The sequence below is a fragment of the Bacillus sp. FSL R5-0439 genome, assembly GCF_038008805.1.
GTDB classification, from domain to species: domain Bacteria; phylum Bacillota; class Bacilli; order Bacillales; family Bacillaceae; genus Bacillus; species Bacillus safensis.
Window position 1 is genome coordinate 826,333 of record NZ_JBBOZW010000001.1, and the last position, 13,365, is coordinate 839,697.

9 protein-coding genes are annotated in these 13,365 nt (G+C 37.9%); 7 read left to right on the forward strand and 2 right to left on the reverse strand.

Translation table 11 applies throughout. The features are described from left to right. Positions 1-69 precede the first annotated feature (69 nt). From NST59_RS04040 to NST59_RS04050, 3 genes are all read left to right on the forward strand, one after another. Positions 70-639 (forward strand): hypothetical protein, encoded by a 570-nt coding sequence (locus tag NST59_RS04040; protein WP_144495522.1) that lies wholly within the window; start codon positions 70-72, stop codon positions 637-639. Positions 640-665: 26 nt separating this feature from the next. After that, a complete protein-coding gene (locus NST59_RS04045; RefSeq protein WP_151284143.1) occupies positions 666-1,949 on the forward strand; it encodes a hypothetical protein in 1,284 nt (427 codons plus the stop codon). A 330-nt stretch (positions 1,950-2,279) separates the two neighbouring features. Then, a complete protein-coding gene (locus tag NST59_RS04050; protein WP_039177194.1) occupies positions 2,280-2,561 on the forward strand; it encodes a hypothetical protein in 282 nt (93 codons plus the stop codon). Between the two features lie 56 nt (positions 2,562-2,617). Here the strand turns inward: NST59_RS04050 and NST59_RS04055 are convergent, their stop codons facing one another. Next, positions 2,618-4,126: a helix-turn-helix domain-containing protein gene (locus NST59_RS04055; protein ID WP_058837459.1), complete on the reverse strand. Its 1,509-nt coding sequence runs from the start codon at positions 4,124-4,126 to the stop codon at positions 2,618-2,620. 690 nt (positions 4,127-4,816) lie between these two features. Here NST59_RS04055 and NST59_RS04060 point away from each other — a divergent pair. The 4 genes from NST59_RS04060 (at position 4,817) to NST59_RS04075 (ending at position 13,010) form a co-directional block, all read left to right on the forward strand. After that, positions 4,817-10,969 carry a SpaA isopeptide-forming pilin-related protein gene (locus NST59_RS04060; protein ID WP_341040221.1) on the forward strand — a complete coding sequence of 2,051 codons (6,153 nt, stop codon included), beginning with the start codon at positions 4,817-4,819 and terminating at the stop codon, positions 10,967-10,969. A gap of 21 nt (positions 10,970-10,990) precedes the next feature. Beyond that, positions 10,991-11,593 (forward strand): class D sortase, encoded by a 603-nt coding sequence (locus tag NST59_RS04065; RefSeq protein ID WP_058837499.1) that lies wholly within the window; start codon positions 10,991-10,993, stop codon positions 11,591-11,593. Beyond that, positions 11,586-11,912, forward strand: coding sequence for a hypothetical protein (locus NST59_RS04070; RefSeq protein ID WP_039177201.1), 327 nt, complete (start codon positions 11,586-11,588; stop codon positions 11,910-11,912). The genes NST59_RS04065 and NST59_RS04070 overlap by 8 nt, the downstream gene beginning before the upstream one ends. A gap of 285 nt (positions 11,913-12,197) precedes the next feature. Further along, positions 12,198-13,010 carry a leucine-rich repeat domain-containing protein gene (locus tag NST59_RS04075; RefSeq protein WP_126681340.1) on the forward strand — a complete coding sequence of 271 codons (813 nt, stop codon included), beginning with the start codon at positions 12,198-12,200 and terminating at the stop codon, positions 13,008-13,010. Between the two features lie 40 nt (positions 13,011-13,050). Here NST59_RS04075 and NST59_RS04080 read toward each other — a convergent pair whose 3' ends face one another. Continuing rightward, the gene (locus NST59_RS04080; protein WP_003217878.1) at positions 13,051-13,365 is read right to left on the reverse strand and encodes a DMT family transporter; all 315 of its coding nucleotides are present in this window, start codon (positions 13,363-13,365) and stop codon (positions 13,051-13,053) included.

Genomic DNA, 13,365 nt, shown 5'->3' on the forward strand with positions numbered 1-13,365 from the left:
TTTTTTCAATAAAATCGTAATAGAGATAGAGCGCTTAACAGAAACATTTGAAACGAGGAGGAGTATTGTATGGAACAAGCTACATTAAAAAAGATGAGGTCAAAGCAAATAGTCGTTTCTAATTTAATAGCCGGTATCATAATCGTCGCTTTTTTTATCTTGATTCAAATGTCTGACATTCGATTTACACATTTCTTTCTTTGTTTAGGAATTATTATGCTCTTTCTAAGTATTTATGGTTTTATTAAAAAAGGATCAACAAAGTCTTTCATTCCCCTTTTCGAGCAGATAGCCATTTATGAAAAAGAAAAATTGGGGGAAGAGTGGGAGAAAGAAAAGAAGGCAGAAAATATTTCAAGAGTAGTATTAAGTGGTCTGATGTTCCTTCAGTCATTCAGCTTCCAAGATGTAACAAATCCATTCTTAAACATACAACCTACGCTTTTAATTTTCTTATTATTTGTAACTCTAGCCCTTATTAATTTAAGCATGCTTTTTCGCTTTAGAAAAATCGACCGGTCGACTGAAGAGCATGAATTAAAAGGCTTTACAAAGAAAACAAACATGGTGTCAATGGTTTTAGGATTATTAACAGCGATCGTTATCTTCGGCTTTATCGTCATCTTTGTTCTTCCATAAGACTGAATCATTTTGAGGTGAAAAAAATGAATGCAAACATTCAACAACTGATCGATCAGACAAAGGCGAAATTTGGCTTAGAGCTTTACTATCTAAAAAGGCACAGTTTTCATCGTTACGTCAATATGTTCAATGAAACGGTGTATACATTGAATATGGAATGGTTTCCCACCCATGAAGCTGAACCAGAGGACGATGATCTAAACCCAGACGGCACAGCCGTGATTGACGTGAATTTGAATACAGGGCAGGTTGAAACAGTTATTTTTGTCATGGATAAAACCTTCGCGAAGAATGGTGTCACATTTAAAAGCCCTTATCCAGCTCATGCCATTCAATGGATTGAACAAGAAACAGGGTCGATTGATGGTGAGCATTTTCACTTGCAACAAAAGGAGAAAGGGGAACTTTTTTTCGAAGAAGCAATAGATGGTGTGAAAGTGACGCCTTCAGGCAGAATCGAGGTGAAATGGAATGAACATGGGCAGCTCATTCACTTTATACATCGAGGGCCATTTATGGCAAAAAAACGACTAAGAGCTGAAGAATATGTGCTTTCCATTGATAGGATCGAGAATTTAGCCCAGCAGCAAGTGCAGCGGTTTGATTGGCCATCCTTCGAGCAGAATCGAATCCGTCCTATATATGCGTTAGAAGAAATTTATGTCAAGAACGATGGAACAGGAACGATACCATTTGAAATTGGACGTGAAGAAACACATTGTATACACATGAATCAGGTCATGGAGTGGAATGAACCTTTAACCAAAGCCTTTGAAAAAAAGGAAATCAATATAAACGAGGACATTACTGCTGAACAAGCCTTCTCACTGGAGCCTTCGCCAGATACATTCCCGATCTCAAAAGAAGAGCAAGCTGAGTGTATCAAAGCGGTTCGCACCTTTTTGGCGCAAAAATATTCAAAGGATACAGGGAAGTGGGTGCTTAAAACACTCCACCGTGACCATGGCTACATCGAAGCGATATTAAAAACGAATGAGCAAGAAGGCTGTGGATTTATGGATAAGATCAAGATCTTCATTGATGCCAGCACTTTTGAAGCCATTAATTACATAGATAAAAAAGAGATGTTTCAAGTATGCGGGATACTCAATCCATCTCAATCAGCTAGTGAAATCACCATGTCTCAGAAAGAAGCCTTTGAAACATTGAGAGAACGCCTCGAACTTACACCCATCTATGTCTATGACGATGTGCAAAAACAATATGTTTTATGCGGCAAGCTTGACTGTCATGATGGCGTTGATGCAGTGAGCGGCGAAGTATTCTCTTTGACAGACCTTTCATAACTTCTAAAAGAACAGTGAGCAGCTGTTCTTTTTTGTCCCATTTTCCTCTTTTTAGAATAAAAATGGAATTTTGTAGAAGGAAGTTGTCGTTTCATCACGAAAGAAACAGATAAGAATATGATCATAGGTCCATCGGTGGGAATTCGTATTTCATATAGTAAACGTCATACATATGGAAAACTCATGACAGTAAAGTTGATCTACAAATCTTTTAGAAGAAAAAATGACATTGTGTCTCTAGTAGTATGCGAAAAGATCATAGGGTGAGTTGAACATGTTTGTTTTAGGTAAGCTTAAAGCTATAAATAGAAGAAAGTGAGGATATCTAACTTGAGTACATTGGAAGTGTTTCGTCAGTTTTTGGTTGACCATTATCCTGCGTTACAAGATGAGCTTTGGTTGCAAGATGTTGATACCCTTCGAATCTCTCCTATTCTTCATCCTTTTCTGAAAAGCAAGCTGCCAGAAGGAATCGAAAAATTCACTTGTGTCCTATTCACGCAGCAGACAGATCAAACTGCTGCACCGCTCAAAGTCTACCTTCTATTAGATGAATATGAGCAATCACTTTATGCCATTGATTTGATGAATGAACAAATAGCGCTTCATTAATACAGAAGCAAAAAGCTGCTTGAGAGAGCTCCTCAGCAGCTTTTTTTTGGTGAATCTTAGTTTGTCATATCAACCAATCTTGAGTGCAAGTTGTCCACTTCTTTCTTTGTTGGAAAAGAGCTGATCAGCAGCGTAGACCGTCCTAATTGATTAGGAAGTTCAGTATCGGTCACAATCATATCAATCCCAAGTCGATCCATTGTCTGTTCATTTAATGTATTTTCTGGACTTGTGAAAATATGAATGAGAGGAGGCAATCTTAATTTAATTAAATCCGCAATAAACAAACTATGATTATAACCTAATGTTGAAATGACAAAAATGTTCAACACGTTTCTCCGATCCATTTCCAAATGAACAAGCCCCCTCCAGTTAGAAGTAATGATACGAATCAATTCTCGTTCATTTTTCACAAAAGAAGCAAGTATATCGTCTGTTTTTAACTCTTGGATGATATGAGTAATCCTCGAATAGAAGTAAGGAAGCTGTTTTTTTACCTCTGATAAATACCTCGATTTCTTTTTGAAAAGGAATCCATCTCTTACGGTAATTTCCCTAGAATACACATAATATTGGAGAAGAATCAGTGTCATCGCCTTGCGATTAGCCACCTCTTGATGAAATATCAACTCCAGTTGGTTGATAAAGGAATGAATGGCTTCGAAGAGGTGTGGTGTATGCGATTGAAAGAACGTCAATTTTTCTTCGACAGTTTCAATTGATTTATAATGGCCAATAGCTGGTTCAATCAATAGTAAAAAGACAAATTCGTGACGATCCAACGTAACACCAAAAGTGTCCTTTGTCATTTGGCAAACGTGTTCTTCCAAGTTTTTGATTTGATTATAGATACCTTTAGCTGTAGATGTTTGTTTTTCCTTATCCATTGAGTACCTATAATTGCGTCGTATTGAAAAATTTTTCCTCACTCGGTGTATGGAAACGGCGAGCCATAGGCAAAATTTATCTATCGCCACATCAGGTAGATTGACTTCGAGCACCTGAAATAGCTTTTGTAAAAAATCAACTGCATCTTGCTTTTGAATATCATCGAATGGCCAAAGCCTGCTTCCATAGACTTCAAACAAAAATTCCACAAAAAATTGACGAATCTCCTTCTCATTTCCATGGAACTGCATACTATCTGGTCGTAACTCAATGTCATACGAGATAAGAAGCGAATTGATTTTATGAATGGTGTTATACAATGTGGATCTACTGATATTCAGTATGTCCATCCATTCATAGAAAGACCTGTTTTGTTCAAAGAAAACGCCATCAATCAATCGAATTTCAATCGTATCTTTTAGAATTTCTTTGATATAGTAGTCGACTCGTATCGTCTGTGTATAACAAATGGATATGCCTTGTCTTGGCTTTATGTGGATTAACGGCTCTCCGTTCTCTGTTTGGAACGACTTCATTTGTTCTAAATCGCTTTGAATGGCACGAACCGAACCGATTTGTTCATTCGATATTTCTTGAAGGCTCCACCACTTATCTTTTGATACAAGCAGTTTTAAAATTTTTATCCATCTCTTTGATTTATTATCAATGAGCTCCATTAAACAACTAACTCCTTCCCTTGGCTTGCCTCTATATTATGAAGTTCACTTAAAGAACATTTGATTTTCTAAATAGGCATAAAATGATTTTAATGTTTAGGCTAAATCGTTTTGTCTTCACTTTTCATGATAAAAGAGAAAAAAATTAGACGAAAACAAATATTATTCGTTAATTCTCCATATTTTTCTTTTAAAAGGTGATAATTATGCCATGAATCCTATAAAAATGGATCATTTTAGATATTTTGTTTATTTTTTTGCTGTTGAAACGGTAAATGAAAGAATAAAATGCAGCAGATTTTTGATTACCATATGAAAGGGAGTAGAAAGGAATGCGGTCTATATGATGCTGAACTGTCTAACCATACATACCATATGATACATGCTTGTTTCATATGAACGAACTATATGTGAATACATGCTTATATATGCATGTACACATCGTTTATTGTTCATTCAAGTATCAATAGAAAAATTCATATTTATTCTTTCATGATCCCTCTCACTATTCCCCATTTCTATGGACCCCAATCCAGTTATTGAATCCACTATCATGATTGATCAACTCATTTTATTCATAGGGTCGTAAGGTGCAATTTTTTAGAAAATATTTGATCAGAAGAGGAGTGATTGATCTGACAGTATACAACTGATTTTTTTATCATTGCTGAAAATTAATTTTAGAAAAGGGTGGATGTATTGAAAAGAATATTGTCGCTGGCACTCATTACAGTGCTAGTCATACAGTCTAGTATATTAGGAGTCTTGCCTTTAGCAGGGGCACAAGCAAAAGAAATTCAAGAAAATATTTATGGGGATATTGAGTTTGCTGATAGCGAAGGCAATAAGTTATCAAGCATGGAAGACCAGCAAGTAAGAAAGGCCACTGTGCATTGGTCAATAAAAGGAATTGATCTAAAAAAACAATATCCGTATGTTCTCACTCTTCCTTCAGCCATCCAGGTAGAGAAGGAGCAGAAGGAACCCATTACTGTAGGTGACATACCTGTTGGCGAGTATACCGTTTCAAAACAAAATGAAGTGACGGTAAAATTTAAAGAAGATGTTGAGATCGATCCAAATTTAGAAGGATCAATTGACATCGATGTCACCAGTATAACTCAGCAAGAAGAGAAAACAAAGCAAAATGAGGGTGAAGAAAGCCTTCCAAAAGATGACTCAACCTCATCTGAGAAAGATAAAGCTTCTAACAATCAAGAAGCCGCTCAAACGAAACAAAACGAAGAAGATGAATTACTAAAAAACAAAGTGAGCGTGTCTAAGCGTGCAGGGCTGCAAAGTGTTACAAAACAAACGCTGATACAAGAAAATCTCCTCACTGATGCGAAATTAATATTTGAAGATCCGGAAGGAAATTCAATTGAGAAACCTGATATCAACTCGCTGATTTCCATTAACTATGAGTGGGCCATCCCGAATGGGCATAGCTATAATGGCGGAGATGAATTCCATTTCAAGGTTCCAGAGGAATTAGTGATTTACGAAAAAATCGATCGTCTCGAGATGAAATTTAATCAGGCAACCGTTGGTTATTTCTCTGTAGATGAGAGCGGAAATGCCTCCATCGAGTTCACCGATTTTATTAAACAATATTCAAATATCCATGGAACACTTCAAGTTTGGACGCAATTAGATCAACAAACAGTCATCACTGAAGAAAAAGAAGTCATCATTACCCCGATTGAAGGCAAGGATACGGTATCCATTCCGATTCAATACATTCCAAATGGTCCAAACGTCTCTAAAAAGGGAAAACCAAATCGATCTTACAATGCTGAAACCATTCAATGGACAGTAGATTTTAATATGGACTTAGACGATGTGAAACAAGCGAAGCTATTAGATCCGATTCAAGAAGGTCAGGCATTGAAAAAAGATTCAATCAAGCTTTATCGTATTGATACAAAGCTAAATGGGGAAACATCGATTGGTCAGCTGCTTGACGAAAACCACTACACAATCGGCCAAACAGCAGATGGTCAAGATTTCACGATTGAATTTAAAGATGACGTGCATCTAGCTTACCGTTTAATGTATGAAACGGACATTACAAATCAAGATCAGTCTGCATTTCGTAATAAAGCGTCCCTTGTTTCTGGTGATAAAGTGATCAGTTCAGCAGAAGGCACAGTGAATGTGACAAGAGGCAGTCCTTTAAATAAAAAAGCCGCTCACTACGATCCAGTCACACAAACGATTACTTGGGAAATTCGATATAACTATAACGAAAAAAAGCTGGCTCAAAAGGATGCTTTGTTAGAAGACTACTTTAATGGCACACAGGCGCTGATTTCTGATTCATTTCAAGTCAAAGAAGTCACAATTGATCAAAATGGCAACGAAGCAGGGACAAAAGCGTTTGAAAATTATGTAGTTCAACCTCAAAAAAAGGATGAACAAAACGGGTTTACCTTGCAATTCAATCAAGATATTCAATCAGCTTATCTCATCACCTATCAAACAAAAGCAACCGAGCGGGTTTTTGAAGCTGAAGAGATCATCAATACGGTAACAGCTGGCAAAGAGAGCAAACAAGGGAAGCAAAGAATTGACCAGCAAATCCTAACGAAAAATCATGGAACACCGAATTACAAGACCAAGACCATTCCATGGCGTATCACCTTCAACAAAGATCAACAAACGATGAACAATTTGATATTAAAAGATACGTTTACAAACGAAGGATTGACGCTGCAAAAAGATAGTTTAAAAGTGACGACAGGCAATTCAGTGCTTGAAGAAGGCACAGATTACCTAATAATTGAACATGAAAATGGATTTGATATTCAATTTACAAAAGAAATTAAGACAGAACATATCGTCACATATACAACGTCTTTTGATTATGAAAAAAGAGCAGATAAAGACCAAAAGAATCTGCGTAATCATGTAAAGCTTGAATGGGTAAATGAAGATGGCAAGGATTTGACGAAGGAAAATCAATCTGTCTTCACACCTGACACATACACGCAGTCAAATGGTTTTAAGAACGGAACTTATGATGCAAAGAAAAAAGAGATCACATGGAATATCGGTGTGAACTATAATTTGAAACATCTAGAAGAGGCGAGAATCGAGGATTTCATTCAAGGAAATCAGCGTTTGCTTAAAGATTCAATCACCGTCTATTCGCTTGATTTACAGGGCGGGGAAAATGGAGCAGAAGAAAAAGAGGTATTAGCGAAAGAACATTATGACATCAAATTCCTTGAAAATGAAAAGGGAGAAACAGGCTTCGAAGTCATTTTCAAAAAAGCCATTGATTCCCCTTATAAAATCACGTATCAAACAAGTGTTGAAGGAATGGATTTAGTACAGAAAACCTACGAAAATAAAGCGACCCTTTATGATGGACAGACAAAAGAATCAGATGTGAATGCTGTGGTGTCCATTCCAAATGGAGGGAAATACACGAGCAAATCAGGAAATCAACAAGGGAAAGTTATTGATTGGAAAGTGAATATCAATTTTGGTCAATCAACAGTCCAAGAAGCGACGATTATAGACCATCCAAGCAGTAACCAAGCCATAATAGAAAACTCATTTCATCTCTATTCGACGACAATAGATGAAAAGGGGCAAGTGACAAAAGCAGAAGAGCTGGAAAAAGGGAAGGATTACGAACTAGACCTTGAATTCGACCCAGATTCTTTTCAAATCAAATTTAAAGAAGAAATCACGAGACCATATATTTTAGAATACCAATCTCTCATTTTAGATAAGGTGGGAAGTACACTTCAAAACGAAGTAACGTTTAGAGGTGAAAATGTAAAAGAAATCAAAAAGGAATCCGAAGCCTCAATTGTGGTCAAACGCACCGCTGGCATGGGGGACGGCACAGGAGCGATTGGTGCTTTAACCGTTAAAAAGGTAGATGCGAGTACTGGAAAAGCGCTAAAAGGAGCAACCTTCTCTCTGACAGATGCTGCGAGCGGCATCGTCATTGGTACAAAGACAACAGATGAAGAAGGATCTCTTCGATTTGATCGTCTTCTGTATGGTGATTATATCGTGACAGAAGAGAAAGCACCTGATGGTTATATTAAAACCAAGGATCCGATCCATGTAACGATTGATCAGCCTTACGAATCTGGAGATCAAGCGAAAACAGGAAATAGCATGACGGTGCAAAACCAAGAAATCCGCCAGCATGTCAAGTTAACGAAAAAAGACAAAGAGACGGGTGTAGCATTAGAGAATGCAGAATTTGAACTGAAAAATGAATCTGGAGATACCGTCCAAACTGATTTGAAAACGGACGAAAAAGGAGAAATCCTTTTCAAACATCTTGAGCCAGGTTCCTATTATTTTGTTGAGACAAACGCACCGAAAGGCTATCAATTAAATCAGCAAAAATGGCCGTTCACCATTAAAGAAAATCAAACAGAAACAACAATTGTAACTGCAGTAAATGACATCATCAAAGGCTCAGCAGAATTGAGCAAAATAGGTGAAGGCGGAGAGCGACTAGAAGGTGCACAGTTCAAGCTTTTAGATCAAGATGGGCATGAGCTAAATGGTTCGCTTGTCACAGGAGAAAATGGCAAGATCACGATAAACGAACTAAGGCCGGGCACGTATCAGCTCATTGAAACAAAAGCACCCGATGGTTATGTATTAGATGAAACGCCAATCAAATTTGAAGTACCACTTGATCCAAAGGAACCAATCGTCATTTCGCAAAAGAACTTCTATGAAACAAGTGCATTAGAAGTGATAAAAGAAGGGGAAGATGGCAAGAAGCTTCAAGGTGTTCAATTTGAAGTCTTGGATCAAAATGACAAAGTCGTACGTAAAGATTTGACAACAGATGAAGATGGGAAGCTTTTGGTTGATAACCTCAAACCGGGCAAATATCAGCTCGTGGAGACAGAGAGTATTGATGGTTACCAAAAGAAAAATAAATCTTATCCTTTTACCATCGAAATCGCACAAAAAACACCGGCAGAAATCAAAGTGATCAATGATCTCAAAACTGGATCTGTCCAGCTCACGAAGCTCGGTGAAAAGGATGATGTGCTTGAAGGAGCAGAATTCAAGCTTATAGATGCAAATGGAAAAGAGATGAAAACAGGTCTTGTCACTGATCAGAACGGGAAGATCATCGTCAACGATCTGAAGCCTGGAACCTATCAGTTTGTTGAAACGAAGGCGCCATTCGGTCACGAGCTTGACGAAACACCTGTCACTTTTGCTATTCCATTTAACCCTGAGAAGCTGGTCAGTGTGACAAAAGAAAATAGCCGCAAAACAGGCGGAGTGCTGCTTCACAAAAAAGGCGAAGATGGGAAATCATTAGAAGGGGTTGTCTTTGATCTATCTGATGATAAAGGAAAGATAGTGGCAGGAGGAGAAGGAATTACAACCAATCAGGATGGAAAGATCACCTTCACAGGGCTAAAACCTGGAACCTATCAATTTGTTGAAAGAAAGAGTCTTGAAGGCTATGAATTGAGTACGAAACCACTTGTCTTTGAAGTTGAATTAGGTCAAAAAGAATTGATTCAAGTGGAGGCAATCAATCAGCTCAAGAAAGGTTCTGTAGAACTCACAAAAATAGGGGAAGAAAAAGAAAGATTGAAAGGCGCAGAATTTACACTTTTCAATGACGATGGCAAAGAAATGATGTCAGGTTTAACAACAAACGAGAAAGGCATCATCACTGTCAACGATTTGAAACCAGGCGCTTACCAATTGGTTGAAACGAAGGCTCCGTTTGGACATAAACTAGATGCAGAACCAGTAGAATTTAAAATTGATTTCAACCCAAATCAACTGGTGAAAGTGACAAAAGAAAATATTCGGACGACAAGTGCTGTGAAGCTTCAGAAAAAAGGAGAGGATGGTCAGTTGCTCGCTGGGGTGACCTTCGATCTGATGGATGAGCATGATCAGCGTATTCAGAAAGACTTAAAGACAGACAAAAACGGTCAACTGACAGTCGATCAACTGAAGCCAGGAACCTATCGATTTGTCGAAACAGCAAGCATTGCCGGCTATGAATTGGATCAGACACCTGTCTCATTTACGATTCGTTTAGGTCAAGACAAACCAGCAAAAGTAGAAATGATCAACAAACTGACGCCGGGAGCAGTGGAACTGACCAAAATCGATGATGAGGGACATCCGCTGGAAAATGCAGAGTTTGCTCTTCTGAGTAAAGAAGGAAAAACGTTGAAGAAATCACTTGTAACGGACCAAAAAGGAAAGCTTCACATCAACGATCTAAAACCGGGAGAATATCAATTCGTTGAAACGAAAGCACCTCATGGTTATGAATTGGATAATAAGCCGATCCTGTTCACAATTGAGAAAAATCAGCAGAAGCCGCTTCATTTAACAGCGAAGAATCACTTGATCTTAGGAAGTCTGCGTATCATAAAGGTAGACCAGCAGACAGATAGAACCTTAAAAGGGGCAGCCTTTGACATTCGTACAAAAGCTGGGAAAACCATAAAATCTGTGACAACAGGAAAAGACGGAGAAGCCATTGTCAAAGGGCTTAAACCTGGAGAGTATCTACTCACAGAGACGAAAGCACCAGATGGTTATGTAGCTTTAAAGAAACCGCTCGCTTTTACAATTCAAATGGGCGAAGTGGAGATCAAGACAATGATTGTGAAAAATGCACCTGTGAAGAATGAAGAGGACCACACGAATCCTCCAGCCTCAGATAAAGGGGATCAACATCCGCCTCATGACTCAAACGGAGAGCTGCCAAAGACTGGAGAAGAATGGCTGCGTTACTTGATGTATGCAGGGATTTTACTAGTAGCTTCTGGAACTGTTCTTCTTGTTCTTAGAAGAAGAACCATTCAGTAAGAGGAAGGAACGAGTGTATTGATGAAAAAAAGAACCTTATTAGGCAGCTTTTTGGTGGTCACCGGGCTGATGCTCATCTCCGTTCCTTTTCTATATGAGTGGCGAACTTCTCAAGAGACAGCAGCAATGGAACAGGCATTAAAGATGATTGAAGAAAATGAAAGTGATGCCCTTTCTTCAATTCCACATTTAACTGTGTCAGAAGAAGACCTGCGAGATGTGATGGAGCTAGAGATCCCGTCAATTGATTTAAACGAAAAAGTGCTGCCTGTTACAACAAAAGAAAATTTAGGCATTGCACTGACTCAAATCAAATCTCATCAAATGCCAGGTGAAGGAAATTTCACGATTGCAGGCCATAGAGGGTATAGAGGCGACCGGCTTTTCCGGCAGCTGCCAGAGGTACCTAAAGGAGAAAAAGTCGTCTTACATCATCAAGCTGAAACATACGAATATAAAATTGTCAGCTCTGCTACGATAGAACCGACGGATGTGGATGTATTAAAGGATCGCGGGAAAAATGAACTGACATTGATCACTTGTACACTTGATGGTCAGAAACGCTTTGTCTTAAAAGGAATACGAATCAACGCTTCAAAGGGTGAACAGCTGTCGGATGTATAACACCAACATAATAAATGATGGATGCGATGGAAAAGCAGCGCTCACGACCGGCATGTTACACCAATTGTTATCAGAGCAATATCCAACTTTAAAAAACGAATGTTGGGATGTTGATGTAGATACAATTCGGGCTTCACCTATTCTTCACCCTTTATTAAAAAGAAAGCTGCCAGTTGGTATTGAAAAATTCACATGTGTTTTGTTCACGCAACAGACAGCAGCTTTTGGAGAACCTTTGATTGTGTACTTTCTGTTGGATGAGAAAGGCGAATCGATTTACGCAATGGATCTATTGCTTGAGCAGCAAGATACCCATTAAACGAGAAAGATTTTAAGGTAGAAAAATAAAATCAGTCATATCATGAGGACTCTAATTCGTATACGAATTAGAGTTCTTTTATTTGTTATATATAGGCGTTTTGCTAACTTTATTATCTACTAAAATTAGCATATCAATTGGTAGAAGTCCGCTGACTAGCAGATAGTCTCCAATGACTGCTTCATAAGAAATAGTAGAAAATGCTAAAGATCATAATGTGTTGACTCCTAAATACTGATAAAATTTATTTGGATATTCCTTGATTATAGGTGTGGAGGTAAAAGCATGCGAAAAGAAGACCCCCAATATATTTTTCATCATGATAAACGACCAGAAGTTGTTCATGATTTAGCCGATGTAGATGAAAATTCTACTGAGTTGTTAATTATAGGGAAAACAATAAACATTGAAAAATTGAAATCTTTTTCTAACCTGACGAAATTGTGGATTTACAAAGTGGACCAAAAGGAATTCAATACGATCTTGAGTTTAGTTAATCCAAAAATGCTCTTTGTGCATGAACTGAGAGTAGAAGATTTATCAATGATAAGTTCTCTTAAAGATGTAGAGGTATTGGCACTTGAATGGAATACAAAGGCACAAAGTTTATGGGATTTATCAAAAAACACGTTTTTAAAATCTTTATCCATAAAAGATTTTTCAAAGTTGAATGACATAGCCCCTTTGCAAAAAAACACTGGTTTAGAATTGCTAGAATTGTCAGGCGGGGTTTGGAATTCATTAAATTTAAATACGCTTCAACCTTTAAGATACCTCAAGAATTTAAAATATCTGTGCTTATCAAATATAAAAGTGAAGGACGAGTCTTTAGAGCCAATATCGGAATTAGAGGGACTCAAGGAACTTGACATTTCGAACCAATTCCCGACAGAAGAATATGCCAGGTTATCCGTAACCCTCCCAAATACGAAGTGTGATCGTTTTGCACCATACATCTTTTTATCAAGTCCTATTGTAGATAAAGATGTGATGGTGATTGGAAAGCGAAAACCGAAATTAAATTCAAAAGTGGATGGGGCAAAGTTGCAAAAATACGAAAAACAATTTAAAGCGTACCAACAAAAGTATATAAATTAACTTAAAAAGCAATGGAAAATCAATTCCATTACTTTTTCTATTACGCAAACAACTTCAGCCCAACCACACCAATCACAATCAGCAGCAGGCTGAGTATACGAATCATGTTTTTCGGCTCTTTAAATAGAATCATATTAAACAAGACAGAGCCCGCCGTTCCAAGCCCGATCCAGACCGTATAAGCGACGGATACTTGAACGGACGAGAACGAGGCGTATAAAAACAAAAAGGATAACGCAAACCCGCCGACAAATAAAATGCCTGTCGTGATTTGCTTTTTCTTACTAAACATATTGAGGCCAATGGTCCCGCCGATTTCGCAGGCAGAGGCTAACAGTACAAAAAACCAGCCCAT